This is a genomic window from Streptomyces stelliscabiei (assembly GCF_014873495.1).
Taxonomy (GTDB): domain Bacteria; phylum Actinomycetota; class Actinomycetes; order Streptomycetales; family Streptomycetaceae; genus Streptomyces; species Streptomyces bottropensis.
In genome coordinates this window covers 5,395,278-5,413,671 of sequence record NZ_JADBGF010000001.1, presented here as the reverse complement: position 1 = coordinate 5,413,671, position 18,394 = coordinate 5,395,278, and the positions used below count along the sequence as shown (strand labels likewise).

General features: G+C 73.0%; 15 protein-coding genes. 10 read left to right on the top strand and 5 right to left on the bottom strand.

Annotated elements, in window-relative coordinates:
- Positions 1–102: 102 nt before the first annotated feature.
- The 3 genes from H4687_RS23845 to H4687_RS23835 all read left to right on the top strand — a co-directional run bounded on the left by H4687_RS23845 (position 103) and on the right by H4687_RS23835 (position 4,509).
- Positions 103–2,064 carry a YncE family protein gene (locus H4687_RS23845; protein WP_046916910.1) on the top strand — a complete coding sequence of 654 codons (1,962 nt, stop codon included), beginning with the start codon at positions 103–105 and terminating at the stop codon, positions 2,062–2,064.
- 347 nt (positions 2,065–2,411) lie between these two features.
- Entirely contained in the window at positions 2,412–3,074 is a 663-nt protein-coding gene (locus H4687_RS23840) for a response regulator transcription factor (RefSeq protein WP_005483177.1), read from the top strand.
- Between the two features lie 67 nt (positions 3,075–3,141).
- Complete coding sequence (locus H4687_RS23835) at positions 3,142–4,509, top strand: sensor histidine kinase (protein ID WP_046916909.1); 1,368 nt, start codon at positions 3,142–3,144, stop codon at positions 4,507–4,509.
- A 282-nt stretch (positions 4,510–4,791) separates the two neighbouring features.
- On the opposite strand, the gene H4687_RS23830 is transcribed toward H4687_RS23835, so the two are convergent.
- Both H4687_RS23830 and H4687_RS23825 read right to left on the bottom strand, forming a co-directional pair.
- Positions 4,792–5,970, bottom strand: coding sequence for a hypothetical protein (locus H4687_RS23830; protein WP_050398419.1), 1,179 nt, complete (start codon positions 5,968–5,970; stop codon positions 4,792–4,794).
- Between the two features lie 95 nt (positions 5,971–6,065).
- Positions 6,066–7,292 carry a PP2C family protein-serine/threonine phosphatase gene (locus H4687_RS23825; protein ID WP_050398418.1) on the bottom strand — a complete coding sequence of 409 codons (1,227 nt, stop codon included), beginning with the start codon at positions 7,290–7,292 and terminating at the stop codon, positions 6,066–6,068.
- 208 nt (positions 7,293–7,500) lie between these two features.
- Here H4687_RS23825 and H4687_RS23820 point away from each other — a divergent pair, with 208 nt between their 5' ends.
- Positions 7,501–7,977 carry a hypothetical protein gene (locus H4687_RS23820; protein ID WP_050398417.1) on the top strand — a complete coding sequence of 159 codons (477 nt, stop codon included), beginning with the start codon at positions 7,501–7,503 and terminating at the stop codon, positions 7,975–7,977.
- Positions 7,978–8,009: 32 nt separating this feature from the next.
- Here the strand turns inward: H4687_RS23820 and H4687_RS23815 are convergent, their stop codons facing one another.
- Positions 8,010–8,513, bottom strand: a complete 504-nt coding sequence (locus H4687_RS23815) for an SH3 domain-containing protein (protein WP_050398416.1) — start codon at positions 8,511–8,513, stop codon at positions 8,010–8,012.
- A gap of 186 nt (positions 8,514–8,699) precedes the next feature.
- On the opposite strand from H4687_RS23815, the gene H4687_RS23810 reads away from it, so the two are divergent.
- Positions 8,700–9,626, top strand: coding sequence for a hypothetical protein (locus H4687_RS23810; protein ID WP_046920406.1), 927 nt, complete (start codon positions 8,700–8,702; stop codon positions 9,624–9,626).
- Here the strand turns inward: H4687_RS23810 and H4687_RS23805 are convergent.
- Positions 9,541–10,938, bottom strand: coding sequence for an aminotransferase-like domain-containing protein (locus H4687_RS23805; RefSeq protein WP_050398415.1), 1,398 nt, complete (start codon positions 10,936–10,938; stop codon positions 9,541–9,543). The genes H4687_RS23810 and H4687_RS23805 overlap by 86 nt on opposite strands.
- Positions 10,939–11,042: 104 nt before the next feature.
- On the opposite strand from H4687_RS23805, the gene H4687_RS23800 reads away from it, so the two are divergent.
- The 5 genes from H4687_RS23800 to H4687_RS23780 all read left to right on the top strand — a co-directional run bounded on the left by H4687_RS23800 (position 11,043) and on the right by H4687_RS23780 (position 16,145).
- A complete protein-coding gene (locus H4687_RS23800; RefSeq protein WP_046920283.1) occupies positions 11,043–11,846 on the top strand; it encodes an alpha/beta fold hydrolase in 804 nt (267 codons plus the stop codon).
- Between the two features lie 87 nt (positions 11,847–11,933).
- Positions 11,934–12,389, top strand: a complete 456-nt coding sequence (locus H4687_RS23795) for a DUF7144 family membrane protein (protein ID WP_046920282.1) — start codon at positions 11,934–11,936, stop codon at positions 12,387–12,389.
- A gap of 348 nt (positions 12,390–12,737) precedes the next feature.
- Positions 12,738–13,781: an endonuclease/exonuclease/phosphatase family protein gene (locus H4687_RS23790; protein WP_050398414.1), complete on the top strand. Its 1,044-nt coding sequence runs from the start codon at positions 12,738–12,740 to the stop codon at positions 13,779–13,781.
- A 57-nt stretch (positions 13,782–13,838) separates the two neighbouring features.
- Positions 13,839–15,800 carry an FUSC family protein gene (locus H4687_RS23785; RefSeq protein ID WP_046919795.1) on the top strand — a complete coding sequence of 654 codons (1,962 nt, stop codon included), beginning with the start codon at positions 13,839–13,841 and terminating at the stop codon, positions 15,798–15,800.
- A gap of 129 nt (positions 15,801–15,929) precedes the next feature.
- Positions 15,930–16,145, top strand: coding sequence for a hypothetical protein (locus H4687_RS23780; RefSeq protein ID WP_005483158.1), 216 nt, complete (start codon positions 15,930–15,932; stop codon positions 16,143–16,145).
- A 94-nt stretch (positions 16,146–16,239) separates the two neighbouring features.
- On the opposite strand, the gene H4687_RS23775 is transcribed toward H4687_RS23780, so the two are convergent.
- A complete protein-coding gene (locus H4687_RS23775) occupies positions 16,240–18,321 on the bottom strand; it encodes a PhoX family protein (protein ID WP_046919794.1) in 2,082 nt (693 codons plus the stop codon).
- Positions 18,322–18,394: the final 73 nt, after the last annotated feature.

The window sequence follows — 18,394 nt, the reverse complement described above, 5'->3', positions numbered from 1 at the left end:
AGTCTTCGCACACGCGTCACACGTGCCGCACAGGTCGAACACACCGGCCCCGCACGACGACGCGCCCATTTCTTTCGTACCGGGGGGTTCGACACCGTGCGTATGCGCACTCTTCCGGCTGCCACCGCGCTGGCAGTCCTCTTCAGCTCCGCCGCACTCGCCATCGCACCGACGGCGTCCGCCGACAGCACCAAGGTGCTTCCGGTCGCGTCCAGCGCCGACATCGTGGTGGACGGCGTCCACCAGCGGGTCTTCATCAGCGACCCCAGCAACGGCAAGATCGTCGTCACCGACTACTACGGCATCGTCCGCAAGCAGTTCACGAACCTCCCGGGCGTCCAGGGCCTGGAGCTGTCCGCCGACTCCGGCACGCTGTACGGGGCCGTGCGCGACGCCGACACGATCGTGGCCGTCGACACGGCGACGGAGACCGAGTCGGCCCGCTACCCGGTGGGCGACGCCCCGGTGGGTGTCGCCGTGGCCGGCGGCAAGGTCTGGTTCGGCTACGGCCCGACCGGCGACGGCCAGCTGGGCTCGCTGGACCTGTCCGGCGAGGAGCCCGTGGTCGCCCTCGACCAGGACACCACCCACCTCTGGTACTACGCGCCGGTCCTGGACGCGGCCCCCGGCTCCGGCGCTCTGGTCGCGGGCGAGCCCGGCGGCAGCAAGCTGGCCGTCTACGACGTCTCCTCGGGCACCGCCTCCCGTACGGCCGCCGTGGACACGAACGGCGGGAACATGGGCGACCTCGCGGTCACCCCGGACGGGCAGCGCGTCGTCGTGGCCAGCGGCTCCCCGTACCACCACCAGGTCTTCAAGACCTCGGACCTGACGCCGGACGGCACCTACGCCAGCGACAGCTACCCGAACTCGGTCGCCATCGCGCCCGACGGCACGGTCGCGGCGGGCATCGACGGCATCTACGAGCCCGACATCTACATCTACGAGCCGGGCTCCACCACCTCGATCCGGGAGTACGACTTCCCGAACACCGGGGGCAGCAGCGGCGGCGACGAGCTGCCCGACTCCGGCCTGGCCTGGGCGCCGGACGCCTCCCGCCTCTTCGCGGTGACGTACAACGACGAGGGCGTGTACTCGCTGCGCACGCTGGACGCCCCCACCACGGCGCTCACCGCGATCACCGTCGCCGCCCCGGCCACGGCCACCCGCGCCAAGAAGCTCACGGTCAAGGGCAAGGTCACCTCGAAGGCCGCGTTCCCGGCCGGGGTGAAGCTGACGGTGACCCGCACCGACCTGGAGTCCCCGTCCGGCAAGGCCCTCGCCGCGGTGACCGTGGCGGCCGACGGCACCTACAGCTTCTCCGACACCCCGCCGGCCGGCGGCAAGGTGAAGTACACCGTGAAGTACGCGGGGGACGCGGACCACACCGCCGCGTCGGCCTCCGACACCGTCGAGGTCTCGCGGGCGACGCCCACGCTGACGCTGGACAAGAACCGCAAGACCTACGCGTACGGCGCGGACGTGAAGTTCACCGCGCACCTCGGTACGACGTACAAGAACCGCAAGGTCGAGATCTGGGCCGACCCCTACGGCTCCGACCGGCCGAACAAGCTGGTGAAGTCGGGGACGGTGAACTCGCAGGGGAACCTGTCGGTCACCGTCGACCTGAAGCGTGACACCAAGCTCTCGGCGAAGTTCGCGGGCGACTCGCGCTACAAGGCGAAGACCGTCACCAACACCGTCTACACCAAGGTCAAGATCTCGTCGTCGATCTCGGGCCACTACAAGACCCGGACGGCCTGGGGCCACAAGTACCACTACATCCGCAAGTCCAAGGACCCCGTCCTGAAGACCGTGATGACGTACTACCCGAACCGCCAGCAGCGCCTCCAGCTGCAGTTCAACATCGACGGCTCGTGGCAGGACTGGGGCGCCGAGTACTTCGCGCTCGGCACCTCCGGCGGGTCGGACATCACCCTCACCGGCACCCCGACCACGAACGTCCGCCTGCGCTTCCGCTCCGAGTACCACGACACGACCTCGGGCGACAACGTCAACACCACGACGTACGGGGCCTGGAAGTACTTCATCTTCACCAGCTAGACGCACGCGGGGCGGCCGGTCCGAGCGGTACCGGGCGGCCCTGGCAGCAGCACGGCGAGCGCCGTCGGCGGATCCACGGGTCCGCCGGCGGCGCTCGCCGCTGTCGTGGGACGAAAGCAAGGAAGGAGTCATTCCGCATGAATCCCCAACCGCTCTCCCTTACCTGCCGGTACGTGTGACGATACGGACTCCGCCGAAACTTGAGATCTCAATATGAGGTCACGGCAGCAAAGGAACAGGACATGACCACCCCTGTGCCCTCCGCCCCATCAGCAGTCCCCTCAGCGACTCCGGCCCCACAGTCCCCGCCGACGGGCACCCCGGGGCCCACCGGACGCCTCCTCGTCGTGGACGACGAGGAGGGGATCAGGTCCATGCTGACCATGGCGCTGGAGTTCCTCGGATACCAGGTGACCGCCGCGGCGACGGGCCGTCAGGCACTGCAGGCCGTCACGCGGTACGACCCCGATCTGATCCTCCTCGACGTCAACCTCCCCGACCTGGGCGGCTTCGAGGTGTGCCGGACCCTGCGCGACCGGGGCAACGCGGTCCCGGTCCTCTTCCTCACCGGGCTCGGCGGCGTCGACGACCGGGTGCGCGGGCTGGACATGGGCGGCGACGACTTCGTCACCAAGCCGTTCGAGCTGAAGGAGGTCGCCGCCCGCGTCCGCGCCCTGCTGCGCCGGGCCGGGGGCGGCCACCCCGCGCCCGACCGCAACCGGCTGCGCGCCGGCGTGGTCCAGCTCGACGCCGACGCCCACCAGGTCTGGGCCGCCGACCGCCCCGTCGAGCTGACCACCACCGAGTTCGCCCTCCTGCGCTACCTCATGGAGAACCCCGGCCGCGTCCTGTCCCGGGGCCAGATCCAGGAACGTGTCTGGAACCACCGCGACGAGGGGTCCGGGGTCGTCGACACGTACATCTACTACCTGCGTCGCAAACTGGGCGAGCCGGGCCAGTCGCTCATACGGACCGTCAGGGGTGTGGGCTACCAGCTGTGCACGAACTGAGCGAGGGAACGGGGGCCTCGGGGGGAGGCGCGGGCAACGACGGCGAGGGCTACGGAAAGCTGGTCGGATGAGCGGGTTCACCGGGCTGGGCGAGAACATCAGGGCGGCCGGGATGCTCGCGCCGACTGACACGTGCCGACGGCCGCACCCCGGCCGGCCCCTGCCTCCCGTCGAACAGCCGATCCGCCCCCATCACGCGGGCCGGCGCACCGTCGGCTTCTGGCTGATCGCCACCCTCACCACGCTGGGCGCGGTCGCCGCCCTCTCGGCCCACACCCTCGCCCAGAATCTGGCCGCCCGCACCGACCAGGAGATCACCAGGGCCAGCGAACTGGGCGGACTCGGCGGTGCGGGGGCGGGTGCGCTGCCGGACGCGGCCTCCTTACCGTTCCCGCCCCTCGGCGGGAACGACCTGGTCCTCGTCCTCGACGCCGAGGGCAGGGTCGTGGAGCGCCACCGGGGCTCCGAGGGGCTCCCCGCGTTCCCGGCGCTCACGCCCGCCCGGCTGAAGGCGTACGCCGCCCGGCCCAACCCCTCGGCGTTCGGGGAGAGTTACCGGGCGAAGGTGGTGCGCGTGCCGGAGACGGACCGGAGGCACCCGAGCGGCTATGTCGTCACGGCCAGGTCGACGGTGGAGGACCGGCGGGCGGTCGAACGCCTCCTCCAGGTCGAGACGGCCGCCGCCTTCCCCCTCCTCGCCACCGTCCTGCTCGGCGCGCGCCGGCTCGGCCGCCGTGAGGTCCGCGAACGGGAGGACACCGAGCGGCGGCTGCGGGAGTTCATGGCGGCCGCCGGGCACGAACTGCGCAACCCGCTGACCACGATCTCCGGTTACGCCGAACTCGCCCGGGTCGGCGACCCCGCGTACGAACCCATGCGGCAGGAGGCGCTCGGCCGGATCGCCACCGAGGTCGGCCGGATGAGCACGCTCATCGACGAACTCGTGCTGCTGACCCGTCTCGACCTCGGCCAGCCCCTCCAGCTGACCTGCGTGGACCTGGCCCAGCTGTGCCGCGACGCGGTCTCCGCCGCCCGCGACTGCCACCCCGACCGTCCCGTACGGCTGCTGCTCGCCCCCGGGGACCACACGGTCACCGGCGACCCGCTGCGGCTGCACCAGCTGGTCGCCAACCTGCTGGCCAACGCGCGGGTCCACACCCCGCCGGGCACCACGACGACACTGGGGCTCGGCACGGAGGACGGCCACCGGGTGATCGAGATCCTGGACGACGGTCCCGGAATCCCGGACGACCTGCGCGCCCGGCTGTTCGACCCCTTCGTACGCGGTGAGGAGACGCGGGCCGCCGGCAGCGGGCTCGGCCTCAGCATCGTCGCGGCGATCGCGACGGCCCATGGCGGGACGATCACGCTGGAGCCGTCCCATCCGTCGCACCGGGGGGCCTGGTTCAGGGTGCTGATCCCGGCCTCGTCCTGACCCGCCCGTCCTGACTCACCCGTCCCAGCCCACCCCGTCCTAGCCCACGGGTTGTGACAGGGGGTGGACTTTGCCGACGGCTGGGGAGTTTCTGATCATTCCCTGATCGAACTCCGATCCGTTCCGGAACGGCGACCGCTTAAGTGATCAACGTGCGGTGTCCACCTTGTGCAGTGCGGTGCGGCCTCGTACGACTCCCCTCCGAGGTCGGCCCGGCATTCGCCCTGATCGACGGCTCATCGATCTACGACGAACGGAACGACGGCTCATCGACCGGCTCGGCTAACCGGGTACGTGTTGGGCCGACCTCAACTCGCCCTCTTGCCTGCGCAGTTCGGCCAGTCGCTGCCGGGCGTGCTCCAGGGCCCCGGCGCGCCGCCCCGGCACCCGGCCGCGCAACTCCACGAAGACGGCACCGAGTTCGAGGGCTCGTCCCGCGTCCGTGACCAGTCCCCACTGGTGGTGCGCCCGGTCGACCGCCGCCTCGACCACGGGGTCCCGCGCGAGCCGCCCCGCAGCGAGCCGCGCCCCCGCGACCCCCATCCAGGCCTCGCAGCTGCCGGCCGCGTCCCCCGCGAACATCGCCAGGTCCGCCCGCACCTCCCGCCAGTGCAGCACCTCCTCCGACCCGTCCCCGAACTCCCGCAACGCCCCCTGCTCCCACCGCGCGGCCAGCCCGGCGGCCTCGGAGTGCCGCCCGGCCTCGACGGCGACGGCGATGGCGCTGTGGGGGTCGGTGACCGCGGGGGCGGCCACGGGAGCAGGCAAGGGAGCAGGCACGGGAGGGACCGCGCGGGCGGCCTCGCCGTGCGGCACCGGCTCGTCGGGCGCCGTGGCGTCCCGGGCCAGCACCAGATCGCCGTAGCCCCCCGTCCGCGCGAGCACCTGCTCATGCAGCGCTCCCGGCGCCGGCCGCTGCCCACTGCGCAGTATCGTCGCCAGCGCCTTCATGTAGCCCGGAGCGGCCACCCCGCGCCGCACCCCGCCCGCGGGCGGTGCGATCCGCCCGTACAGGCTCACCCCTGGCCCGGCCGACAACGGCTGCCCGGCCAGCTGCCGCCACACCTCCGCGTCGGCGTGCAGATCGACGAACAGGGTCGTGGATCCGGGCGCACGCAGCCGCAGTTCCTCCACGATCCAGTGCCAGGGGAACGCCGTGTACCGCACGGTCGCCGGCGTCGTACGCGCCAGCGCCAGATGCACGAGCCGCTGTCTGCGGTCGAGTTGGAGCTGTCCCGTGAGGTACACGGTGAGCGGGCCCGGCGCGGTCGCCGCCGCGCGCAGCCGGGTGAGGACGGCCTGCGGCTCCAGCGGATCGGCCAGTTCGACGACGTTCGCCGTCCCCGTGCCGGACAGCACCTCGGGTGTGACGGCCGCCAGTACGGGGAGCACGGAGGCCGCGTCCACGAGGCACCCCCTGCCCATGGGCGAGGCCGCGAGCAGCAGCACTGTTCCGGGCATCGTTCCCTCCCCGTCGATCACGTAGGCCAGTCAGCACGGTAACCGCTGCGCGTGCGAACGGGGAAAGGGGCAGGGGAGGAGGGGGGCGGGACCGGTCACGGCGGGGCCCCGGGCCCCCTGTGCATCGGCTCCGACGCCCGGCGCACCGCGAAGATCGTCGTGTCGTCGTCGAGGCCGCCGCCGGTGTGGGCGAGGACGCCGTCGCGGACGAGCCGGACCAGCGAAGCGGGGTCGAGCGCGGGCGGCCCGGCGGCGAGGGCGCGGGTGAGGTACTCGCGGAGAGGGAAGAACTCCCCGTTGCCGTCGCGGGCCTCCGTCACGCCGTCCGTGACCAGGAGCAATGTCTCCTCCGGGGCGAGCCGGACCGTGGCCGTGCGGGGTGTGCGCGGGGCAAGCTCGCCGAGGCCCAGCGGGAGTCCGTCGCGCAACGGCAGGAAACGCACGCCGTCGGGGCGGACCAGGAGCGGGGGTTCGTGGCCGAAGTTGACGATGTCCACGGTGACCGCGTCCAGCCCGGTGAGGTCGGGCCCCCAGTCGGTCCGATCGCTGCGCAGGTCGGGGAAGTCGAGGAGGACGGCGGTGGCGAAGCGTTCGGAGTCGTCGCGGCCGACGTGGGCGCAGTAGCGCACGTGCCGCACCATCCGCGTCTCCAGCCGTTCGGCCACGGTGACCGGGTCGGTCTCGCAGTAGGCGGCCTCGCGGAACGTGCCGAGCAGCACGGACGCCGCCTCCACCGCCGCGAGCCCCTTGCCCTGGACGTCGCCGACGACGACGCGCGTGCCGTACGGGCTGGGCTGGATGTCGTAGAAGTCGCCGCCCACGCGGGCCTGGCTGTCGGCGGCGAGGTAGATCTCCGCGTGGTCCAGGCCGCCGACGTCCGGTGGCAGCTGGCGCAGCAGGATACGGCGGGTGGTGTCGACGACGGCCCGCATGTGCAGCATCCTCTCCTGCCCGCGCAGCCGTACCGCGCAGGCGACCACCGAGAGGATTCCGCCGAGGGCGACCAGGACGAAGTCGGGCAGGCCGGTGCGGTACTGGTGCGGCCAGGAGTTGTCGCCGACGACGTACATGAGCATCGCGAGCGCGGCGAACAGGGCCGTCGTCCACAGCCCGCAGACCGCGGCGGCCAGGCCAGGTACGAGCACCAGCCAGGAGATGACCCGGAAATCGCCGCCGGTGAACCAGTCGAGCGTCGGCACGGCGAGCAGCAGCACCAACGGCGGGAGCCAGGTGATGTCGTGCCCGCGGACCCGCAGCGGCAGCCGCCGCTCGAAGGGGTCCGGCTCCCGACGCACACGCGGCCCCGGCATCCGCATCCGCATGCCCCACAGCGAAACACGCGCCCACGCCCGACGCATCCCGACCACCCGCCCCGAGGCGTCGGCGGCGCCCCCGCCCCTTCGCCCGTCCCCGCCCCTGCCCCCGCCCCGGCACAGTCCTCGCGTCGTCCGACTTGCCACGGGGTGCTCCCAGGTGTGCTCTGGTAGTCGGGGCGGACAGGCGCGGGGGCGGGAAGAGAGGAGTGCTCCCATGGCGCAAGCGGCACCCACTCCGGGCCGGCCGGTGATTCCGGGCAGGCCCTCGGCTGCGGGCAGGTCGGCGGCGCCGGCCACGCCCGATGTGTTCAGCGAGCGCACGCACGTGCTCGCGAACCGGCTCGTGCCCGTGGCCCTCGGCCTCGTCTACGGCTACTGGGCCGCGGCCCTGACCCGTGACGCCGGCCCCATCACCGGCTGGAACGTCCTCTTCGGCCTCGTCGTCGCGTTCGTGTTCGCGGCGCTCCACATGGCCGTGCTGGCCGTGGCCCCCCGGCTGCGCCGCGAACTGCACGCCGCTCTCTGGGCCGCCTTCGCGGGCTGCGCGTTCGGGTTCCTGTACAGCCAGGCGTCCCAGCACTCCGTGCTGCGGTCGGTGGGCATGTCCCTCGCCGTCGCGGCGGGATTCCTCGCGGTGAACTTCTACCGCTACTACACGCACGAGGACGCGGCCGGCCACCGGCTGCGGTGAGCCGGTGGCCGCCCGGTCCGCCCGTGCGGTCCTCAGTCCTCCGTCCACTCCCAGGTGCCGGAGGCCGTGAAGGTCCAGGTGAACGAGACGGACCCGTTCCGGTCTTCGTGCCCGTGCCCGTCCTGGCAGGGATCGCATTCCTTCCAGCGCGGGCACGGGTCCGTGCACGTGGGGACGGACCGGCCGTGGGTGTCGACGTACACGGCGCTCGCCCAGCCGCGGGCGTCCGCGAGCCAGTACCAGTCCCGGTCGCCGAACACCTTCTGGCCACGCACCACGCAATCGACGCGGGTCTGGCCGCCGGGCGCGAGGAAGCCGACGACGCGGGAGTGCGTGGTCGGCTGTTCACGGAGGTTCAGATCGCCGCGGGCGACGATCGTGCCGCGGACGGAACCCTCGTGGTCCCCGTGGGGGCGGTCCGCCGCGCGGTCCACCGCCGCGGACGCCGTCCCGAGCGCCGTCACCGTCAGCACACCACCCGTGATCCCGGCCGCGACGAGGCCCCGCAGGACCGACGTACCCGAATTACCACGCATGCTCGGCCTCCTCAGCACCCCCTCGCCACCCCCTGTCACCTCCCTCCCAGGTAACACCCGTTCGGGTGAGCGCTCCACCGGAGCACCGGGCCCGGTGGCCCCGTTCGGCTTGTCCTGCGGGGCCATTCGCAGTCACCCCGGGCGGGAGCGCTCGCGCGCTGCCGGGCGGGGGTCTTGCCTGGAGGTGTGTCCCCCCGTGCCCGCGGCACCCTGTCGGCCGCGCTGACCGTGCTCGCCTGCCTGCTCGCGCCGGTGGGCGCGCTCGCGGCGTGGGCGACGTACGAGATCGCGGACCGCACCCGGTACGAGGCCGTCATGGCACCGCTGGCCACCGACCCCGCCGTCCAGGAGGCGCTCGCGGACGCGGTCGCCACCGGGATCCTGCGCGAGGTGCGGGTGGGGCCACGACTGCGGGGACCGGTGCGGGACTTCACCTACGACGCGGCACACTCCTTCACCCGGACGGAGGCGTTCCGCACGGCCTGGCACCTGACGAACCTGGCGGCGCACGACGCGGTGCTGACGGCGGTGCGCGAGGAGGGCGCGTACGGCGGGGGCACGGGCGCCGGGACCCGGCCGGTGACGCTCGACCTCGCGCCGATCGGCGAACGCGTCAAGCGTCAACTCGTCCGCGACCACGTGCCGTTCGCCCATCGCATCCCGGTCGCGCACACCGAGGTCGAGGTGGTGTCGGCCACGGAACTGGTTCAGCTTCGGAAGGGATATCGCGTGCTCGAAATCGCCGCGTTCTGGCTCCCGGTCGGCGCGCTCGCGCTGGCCGCCGGGGGCATCCTCGTCGCGACACAACGCCGCCGGGCCGTCTGCGCGACGGGCCTCGGCACGGCTCTCGGCGGGGCGCTGCTCGGCGTCGCCGTCGCCCTCGGCCGCCATCTCACCCTGGCCGACCTGCCCCCGGACGTCTCCCCCGCGGCCGCCGGCGCCGTCTACGACGCCCTGACCGCCACCCTCCGCAGCGTCACCTGGGGCCTGCTGGGCCTCGGCACCACCGTGGCCGCGACCGCCTGGCTCACGGGATATCTCGTACGACTGCGGCGAGCGTCCGCAGCGCCCCCGCCAGCTCCGGCGGAGAAACCGACGCGAGTCCGAGCCTGACGCAGTCGGACGCGGGAACCACGGGTGTGGCCCGCACCGCCTCCCCGGCCCGCCGGCCGGCCCCCACCAAGGGGACGGCGAACGCGGATCCGGGGGTCACCGCCACCCCCCGCTGCGCCGCCGCCGCGCGGAACGTGTCGGCGCGCCACGGCTCCGGCAACTCCCACCAGGCGTAGTAGGCCCGCGGATCGCCCCGCACGGCGAACCCCGCGAGATGCTCGGCGACCAGCCGCTGCCGCGCCGCCGCGTCCGCCCGCTTCGCCGCGACCAGCCGTCCGACGGTGCCGTCCGCGATCCACCGCACCCCCGCCTCCAGCGCGAACCGTCCCGCCGCCCAACCCCCCGAGCGCAAGGCCTCCGCCGCCCCCTCGGCCCGCCCCTCCGGCACCACCAGGAACCCGACCGTCAGCCCCGGCGCCACCCGCTTGGACAGCCCGTCGACGACGAACACCCGCTCCGGCGCGTACGCGGCCAGCGGCGGCGGCACCGGCGCCCCCGCGCCGAGGTCACCGTCCACGAGGAAGGACCAGATCCGGTCCTCGATCACCGGCAGGTCCAACTCCCGTACTACACGCGCCAGTTGAGCCCGCCGTACGTCTCCCGCCGTCACGGAGGTGGGATTGTGGAGCGTCGGCTGCGCGTACACCGCCGACAGCGGCGCCGACCGATGCGCGGCGGCCACGGCCTCCGGCCGCACGCCCTCCTCGTCCGTCGCGAGCGGCACCAGGGTCACCCCCAGCCGCCCGGCGATCTCCTTGACCAGCGGATACGTGAGCGCCTCGACGCCGACACGGCCCCCGGGCCGTACCAGGAGGGCGAGGGCGGCGGCGATGGCCTGGCGGGCGTTGCCGGTGAAGAGGAAGCGGTCCGGGGCCGGGCGCCAGCCGGCCGTGGCGAGCAGCCCGGCGGCGGCCTCGCGCGCGGCGGCCGTCCCGGTCGCCGGGGCCGTGCGCAGCGCGTCCGTCAGCACGTCGGGGCGCAGCAGCGGCGCGATCCCTGCGGCCAGCAGTTCCGACTGGCCGGGCGCGGAGGGGTAGTTCAGCTCCAGGTTCACGGGAGCGGTGCCGACCGGCTCCGCCAGCGCCCTCCCGGCCGGCCCGGTCGGCGCCGCCCGTACGAACGTCCCGCGTCCGACCTCGCCCACCACCAGCCCGCGCCGCACCAACTCCGCGTACACCCGCCCGGCGGTCGACCCGGCGATGCCCCGCCGCCGCGCGAACACCCGCTGCGGCGGCAGCCGGTCACCGGGCCGCAGCCGTCCGGTGGCGATGTCGTCCGCGATGCGATCGGCGATACGCCGGTAGTCGGCCACGACCGTTCCCCGCCTCCCGCTCGTCCTCTCCCGGCCTCTTCACATTGCACCGAGGGCAAAGATCTTATTGCACCGACCAGTCGGGCGCCCCTAGGGTCGTGTCCATGACCGCCTTCCTCGCATACGAGGACAAAGGGGAAGCGGGCCCGTCCCGCCCCCTCCCTCTCGTCCTGATCCACGGCCATCCCTTCGACCGCACGATGTGGCACCCCCAGATCACCCGGTTCGCCGCCTCCCGCCGCGTCGTCGCCCCCGACCTGCGCGGCTACGGCGCCTCCCCCGTGGTCCCGGGCGTCACCCCGCTGTCCACGTTCGCCGAGGACATCGCCGCCCTCCTCGACGACCTCGGGATCTCCGAGTTCGTCCTCGGCGGCCTCTCCATGGGCGGCCAGATCGCGATGGAGTGCTACCGCCAGTACCCGCACCGCGTCCGTGGACTCCTCCTCGCGGACACCTTCCCCGCCGCCGAGACGCCCGAGGGCCGGCGCGACCGGAACGCCATGGCCGACCGGCTGCTGCGCGAGGGCATGGCGGGGTACGCCGACGAGGTGCTGTTCAAGATGGTCGCGCCGTACGCGGACGCGGAGGTCGCGGCCCAGGTGCGCCGCATGATGACGGCCACCGACCCGGTGGGCGCGGCGGCGGCCCTGCGCGGCCGCGCCGAGCGCCCCGACTACCGGGATCTGCTCACCCGGGTCGCCGTGCCCGCCCTGGTCGTCGTGGGCGCCGACGACGAGTACACCCCCGTCTCCGACGCCGAGGCCATGCACGCCGCCCTGCCCGACTCCACCCTCCACGTCGTCGAGGGCGCCGCCCACCTGCCGAACCTGGAGCGACCGGACGCGTTCGACGAGGCGCTGGAGGGCTTCCTGGCACGGCTGGACCGAGGCCGGCCCCCGGGGCTGTGATTCACCCGTTCGGCCTACACCACATGCGGCGCCACCCCCGCCGCGTGAGCATGCGGGTGAGCTGTCCATCCGTCGGAGGAGGCCCTCATGGCCCAGCACAGCACCGCACCGCGTTCGAACCCGACGTCGCAGGAGACGTCGGCGCGCCACCGGGACGCCCGCTCGGAGTGGGCCCACGGCGGGATGGTCTTCGCCGGTGTCCTGATGATGGCCATCGGCGTCATGAGCATCCTCAACGGCATCGCGGGGATCGCCACGGACGACGTCTACACGAACATCGGTGACTACGTCTTCAAGTTCAGCCTCACCACGTGGGGCTGGATCCACCTGGTGCTCGGACTCGCCGTCCTGGCTACCGGCTGGGGCGTCATGCAGGGCCGTGGCTGGGCCCGTGCGGCGGGGATCGCCCTGACGTCCCTGTTCGCCATCGAGTACTTCATGTTCCTGCCCTACGCGCCGATCTGGTCACTCATCTGCATCGGCGCCGCGGTGTTCGTGATCTGGTCCCTGGCGACCTCCCCGGACTCCCACTCCCGCATGTGACCCCACCCACGCCCGACCGCGGGCCCGGTGGGGGCTGATCGCGCAGTTCCCCGCGCCCCTGAAAAGCACGGGCTACGCCCCGTGCTTTTCAGACCCGCAGAACGGTCACTGCCAGGCCCCGCCTTCCAGACCCGCAGGGCCCGGCCTCAAAGGGGCGCGGGGAACTGCGCGAGAACCCCCACCGAACCCGCACCCCACCACGCGACCCCGACCCCGCACCCCCTGTCTTTCCAGGGGCGCGGGGCACTGCGCGAGAAGCCCCACCGGACCGCACCCGACTACGCAACCTTCTCCCCGCCCCACCCGTCCTAAAGAGGACCCCGCAACAAGAACGAGAGGCACCGGCCCGTGGAGAGCGCGACCATCGAGCGGCCGGAGCCGATGCCGGACCCGGCACCGGAAGCAACCCCGCCCCCACCCCCACGCAAGCGGCACCGCGGCAAGGCCGCCCTCGCCGCCCTGCTCCTCCTCGGCGTCACCCTCGTCGTCGCCTCGCGTGCGGCCGACGTGGACGCCTTCACCCCGGTCCCCCAGCTCCTCGCGTTCCTCCCCTGGCTCCTCGCCCCCACCGCCCTCGCCCTCCTCCTCTCCCTCGTCGCCCGCTGGTGGACCGGCCTGACCTGGGGCGTCGTCATCCTCGGCACGCTCGCCTGGTACATCGAGCCGTACGGAAAGGCGACCGAGCCGACCGGCCCGGTGCTCGCCGAGATACGCGTGATGACGTCGAACGTGCAGTTCGGCCACGCCACCGACGCCCTCGTCAGGGCCGTACACCGCGACCGCCCCGACATCGTCTTCGTCGAGGAGTGCGAGGTCACCTGCTCGGCCAGACTCCGCGACACCCTCGGGGACCTGAGCGGAAAGAAACCGCTCTACCCCCACCGCCGGTCCGTCGAGGGCTACGGCTCCACCGGCTCCGTCATCCTCAGCCGCTACCCCCTGAAGCCCGCCGACCCGATCCCCGGCTCGATGGGCATGCCCGCCGCCGTCGCCGACATCGAGGGCCGTCCCGTACGGCTGCAGCTGGCGCACCCCATGCCGCCGCTCCCGGGAACGCTGGACACCTGGCGGCAGGAGCTCGACGCGCTGCGGGCGTATGCGGCGAAGGACACCCGCACGCCGACCATCCTGGCCGGCGACTTCAACGCCTCCCAGGACCACGCGGCCTTCCGCGCCATCCTCGACACCGGCCTGAACGACGCGGCCCGGCTGACCGGGCAGGACCGCGGACCGACCTGGCCCTCCGCCACGACCCCGAGGTTCGGCGCCCAGATCGACCACGTCCTCGTCTCGCGCGAGGACTTCTCCGCCCGCGAGGTCCGCTTCGTCGAGCTGGCGGGCACCGACCACAACGCCGTCACCGTCGACCTCGACCTGCACCGCCGCGCGTGAACCAACGGGCACACAGGCTCCCCGGAATCCCCGAAACCCCCCGGTCATAATGGGCGCATGTCCCGCCCGTTCCCCATCGGCCTCGCCCCGCCCGACTGGCTGGTGCGGAACCTCCAGCCGCAGCCGACCCCGGTCAACCGGCCGGCCGTCGCCCGCGCGGCCATCGCGCTGACGCTGCCGCTCGTGCTCGGCCTGGCCGCCGGCCGGCCCGAGTACGGCGCGCTCGCGTCCATGGGCGCCCTCTCGGGCGTCATCAGCGACACGGCCGCCGCGTACCGGATGCGGCTGCTCAACATCGCGGTCCCCCAGCTGTTCGCCGCCGTCGGCATCACGCTCGGCTCGCTGGTGTACGGGCAGGGCTGGGTCACCGTCGCGGCGCTCACGCTGGCCGCGCTCGTCTCCGGGATGATCTCGTCGATCGGCGCCGTGGCCTCCGTCTCGGGACTGCTCCTGCTCCTCAACTCGGTGGTGGGCGCGGGCCTGCCGATGCCGGGCCAGTGGTGGCTCGCCCCGGTGCTGATGACCGGCGGCGGTCTCCTCGTCCTCGCCCTGGCCCTGTTCGCCTGGCCGCTCAGGGCGGGCGTACCGGAACGGGACGCCGTCGCGGACACCTACCGCAAGGTCGCCGACCTGCTCGCCACGACCACCGCCGACGACCCCGCCGGCCACACGGACGCCTACGACGCGGCCCGGCACATCGTCACCCAGTCCCTCAACCAGTCCTACGACCTGGTCCTCGCCCGCCGCGCCCGGCACCACGGCCGCAGCCCCGAACTGGTGCGGCTGCTGGCCCAGTTGAACGCCGTCACCCCGCTGGTGGAGGCCGCCCCCGCGGTACGGCTGTCCGGCCGCCCGCTGCCCGCCGAGATCCCGGTGGCCGTACGGCATCTCGCGGAGGCCGTCGAGACGGGGTACTCGGGGCCGCTGGGGCTGCGACTGCCGGAGCCCCGCAGCGAGATCGGGCGGGCCGTCGACCAGGCGCTGCGGCACGCCGCCGACGTCGCCACCGAGAAGTCGCCGGACGCGCTGCGGAAGGCCGGCGACCGGTCCGGGGGCCCCGCCCCGCTGGGCGTGCGCGCCGCCCGGGTCGCCCGCAACGTCGCCCTGTCCGGCGCCTCCTGGCGCTACGGCCTGCGGCTCGCCCTGTGCATCGGCATCGCGCAGGCCCTGGTGTCGCTCGTGCCCGTACCGCGCTCGTACTGGGTGGCGCTGACCATCACGTTCGTCCTGAAGCCGGACTTCGGGTCGGTGTTCTCGCGGGCGCTGCTGCGCGCGCTCGGCACGGTCGTGGGGCTGGTGGTCGCGGCCGGGATCCTCGCGGAGGTGCCGCGCGGCTGGTGGGACGTGCCGGTGATGCTGCTGCTCGCGCCGCTCATCCCGGTGTTCACCCCCCGGGGCTACGGCTACCAGACGGCCGCCATCACCCCGGTGATCCTGCTCCTGTCCGACGTCCTCAACCACCAGGGCACGGGTCTGCTGGTGCCGCGTCTCGTCGACTCCCTCATGGGCTGTGCGATCGCGCTGGTCGCCGGCTATCTGCTCTGGCCGGAGAGCTGGCACGCCCGGGTCGGCGCCCGCCTCGCGGACGCCGTCGCCGACACGGCCGCGTACGTCGAGGCGGCCTTCGGTGCGGAGCCGGCCGACCCCGCCGACCGGACCCGGATGCGCCGCCGTCTGTACCGGGACCTGTCCGCCATCCGTACGGAGTTCCAGCGGGCCCTGACCGAACCGCCACCCATCGGCCGGCGGGCGGCCGCCTGGTGGCCGTTGGTCGTGGCGGCCGAGCGGATCGTCGACGCGACGACGGCCGCGCGGGTCCGGATCAAGCAGGGCGCGCAGCCGCCGTCCGCCGCCGAGGTCGACCAGGTCGCGCTGCAGCTGCGGGAGCTGTCGGACGGGCTGCGCAGGACGGAGACCCTCTACGAGGTGCGCTCCGACCTCAGCGGACCGCCCGGGAGCGTGCTGGAGCCGCTGCGCCAGGAGGTGGCGGCGGCGCGGGCGATCACCTCGCCCCTCTGAGCAGGTCAACCGGGTGCAGGGCGCCGAATCGTTACGTCATCCCCGCACGGGTGACTGAGGGCGAATACGCAGCCGAAAAGCAGACATGATCAATCCGGTTCAACCGCCCTACCTATAAGGGGATTTTTCATGCGTCGCACCGCGACCGTCCTGCTCGGAACCCTCGCCCTCGCCGGCGCCGCGGCCCCCGCCGCCCAGGCGATCCCGGACCCCGTCGCCACCGTCACCTGCGTCACCGAGACCCCGGCCGGCGTGACGGAGCTGGTCGACCCGGCCGTGCTCGCCGACCCGGCCGCCCTCGTGGACCCGGCGGGCCTCCCGGGCGTCAGCTGCCTGGCTCCCTGAACCACGCGGCACCGAAAGACATGCGGGCCGTCCTCCCCGACAGGAGGACGGCCCGCATGCGCGTGTGCCCGTACGTGCCTGTGTACGTACGGGATCAGACGCCGATGTCGCTGCCGTCCGCGCGCCACACCGCGACGACCGCCGGGCGGACGTAGGTGCCCGGGCCGTCGGGCCAGGTGCTCTTCGGCTTCTCGACGGTGGCCCCGTCCAGCTCGCCCGGGTGCTGGACGGCGACCAGGACGCGGCGGTCCTGGATGATCGGGCCGCAGGTCTCGGCGCCGCTCGGGACCGTCAGGAACTGCTTCAGCTCACCGCGCCGCTTGCCGCGCGTGGCGACACCGAACAGACCGTCGTGCGAGCCGAGCTGCGAGCCGTCGGTGGAGATCCACAGGTTGCCGTGCGGGTCGAAGGCGACGTTGTCCGGGCAGGAGATCGGGCTGACGTGCTCCTTCGGGAAACCGGCGAAGTAGGTCGCCGGGTCCTCGGGGTCGCCCGCGACGAGGAACAGCAGCCAGCCGAACGTCGTGCTCTCGGGCAGGTTGCGGTGCTCGGTGAGTTCCAGGACCTGGCCGTGCTTGTTGGCGTTGCGCGGGTTGGCCTCGTCCGCCTTGGCGTTGGAGCCGACACCGCGGTTGGAGTTGTTGGTGAGGGCGACGTAGACCTTGCCGGTGACCGGGTTGGGCTCGATGTCCTCGGGACGGTCCATCTTCGTGGCGCCGACCTTGTCGCCCGCGAGCCGGGTGAAGACGAACACCTCGTCGGCCGTCATCCCGTCCACGTGCGAGACGGCGCCCTTGGCGGTGGCGGTGGCCAGCGGGATCCACTCACCGGCGCCGTCGAACTCGCCGTCGGCCGGCAGCTTGCCCGTGCCGTCGATCTCGATGGCCGGCGAGTCGCCGGTGAGCCGGGCGACGTAGAGCGTGCCCTCGTCCAGCAGGGAGAGGTTGTGCTCGCGGACGGAGCGGCTCGACCCCTTCTTCATCCGCTTGCCGCTGACGAACTTGTAGAAGTAGTCGAAGCGCTCGTCGTCACCGGAGTAGACGACCGGACGCCCGTCCGAGGTCAGCCGGATGGTGGCGGCCTCGTGCTTGAACCGCCCGAGCGCGGTGTGCTTGCGGGGTGTGGAGGACGGGTCGTAGGGGTCGAACTCGACGACGTACCCGAAGCGGTGCACCTCGTTCGGCTCCTGGGCGACGTCGAACCGCTTGTCGAACCGCTCCCACTTGCGCTCGGTGGCACCGGTGCCGACGCCGTACCGCTTGTCGGTCGGACGGCTGCTGTTGGCGAAGTACTGGTTGAAGTTCTCCTCGCCGTGCAGCGTGGTGCCCCAGGGGGTCGTGCCGCCGGAGCAGTTGTTGAGGGTGCCGAGGACCTTGCGGCCGGTCGGGTCGGCGGAGGTCTTGAGCAGGTCGGACCCGGCGGCGGGGCCGGTCAGCCGGAACTCGGTGGTGGCGGTGACCCGCCGGTTGAGCTGGTGGCGGGGCACTGCGGTGAGCCTGCCGGTGCGCCGGTTCTCCTCGACGACGACGGCCGACAGACCGTGGGCGGCCCAGGCGACCTCGACCTGGTCACGGGTCGGGTTGGCGGCGTCGTAGCCGCGGAACATCAGGATCTCGTCGGTGTACTCGTGGTTCGCGACGAGCAGCTTGCGGTCGCGCTCGCCCTGGAGCGGGAGCAGTGCGAGGAAGTCGTTGTTGTAGCCGAACTGCCCCGCCTGGGCCTTGGCCGTCTGGTTCTCGGGGTCGAAGGCGGGGGCGCCGCGCAGGATGGGCTCACCCCAGCGGATGACGACGTTCTGCTCGTACCCCTCGGGGACGGTCACGGTGTCGGCGGTGTTCGGCTCGACGGCGGTGAACCGCAGACCGCGGGCGGCCTTGTTCTTGCTCCTGGCCGCCGCGCTCCTGGCGGCCTCGGCGGACTCCGCCGTCGTGGCCGCGGCGGCGGGCGCGGCGGTGCCGAGCGTGACGGCCGTACCGGCAGCGCCGGCCACGGAGACGACGGCGGCGGCTCGCATCACCGAGCGGCGGCTCAGCGCGCTCGCGATGACGTCACCCACGTAGGCGTTGGCACTGGTGTTCGGTACCTCGTGGAAGCAGGCGTCCCCACAGCGGAACCGGCAGGTCAGGGCGGAACGGCCGCCGGGATGCGAGCCGATCATGGGCAGCAGCTTGCGCACAGCGCGCTCCTCGATGCTCTTTGTACATTTTTGGTGTGAGCGCGACGCTAGGGGGGCGTGCGTTCGAGCACGG